Below are 546 nucleotides of genomic sequence, written 5' to 3' on the forward strand. Positions count from 1 at the left end.
CGTCCCGCCCTCCGGCCGGGCCCACCACCTGGAGGGGCCGGCCGGCGACCACGCGCCCAGCGGCACGGTCACCTTCCACACCCTGCGCGAGTACGTCGTCGGCGACGACCTGCGGCACGTCCACTGGCGCTCCAGCGCCCGCACGGGGACGCTCATGGTCCGCCAGTTCGTCGACGCCGCGCTGCCGACCACGACGGTGGTGCTCGACACGCGCGGCCTGACCGAGCCCGCGGTGGACGCCGCCGCCTCGGTCGCGCTCGCCTCCGCGCGGGCCGGCTACCCGGCGGCCGTCGTCACCGGCGAAGGACCGCTGACCGGCGCCCGGGCGGACGCCGAGACGATCCTCGACCGCCTCGCCCTGGTCCGCCCCGGCACGACCGGCGTCGCCGAGGCGCTGCGCACGGCACGCGGCGGCGGCTCGCTGGTGCTGGTCACCGGCGACCCGTCGCAGACCGCCCGCGCCGCCGGGGCCCGCCGCCGCTTCGACCGCGTCGTCTGCGTCGTCTGCGTTCGCGTCGGAGCCGTCCCGCCGCCCGCCCCGCAGCC

General features: G+C 79.5%; 1 protein-coding gene. It reads left to right on the plus strand.

Going from position 1 to position 546, the window contains the following annotated elements; genetic code table 11:
- On the plus strand, nucleotides 1-546 hold a 546-nt coding region (locus C1J01_RS48525; RefSeq protein ID WP_146616070.1), incomplete at both ends, for a DUF58 domain-containing protein.

This window comes from Nonomuraea aridisoli, from assembly GCF_003236395.1.
Lineage (GTDB): Bacteria > Actinomycetota > Actinomycetes > Streptosporangiales > Streptosporangiaceae > Nonomuraea > Nonomuraea aridisoli.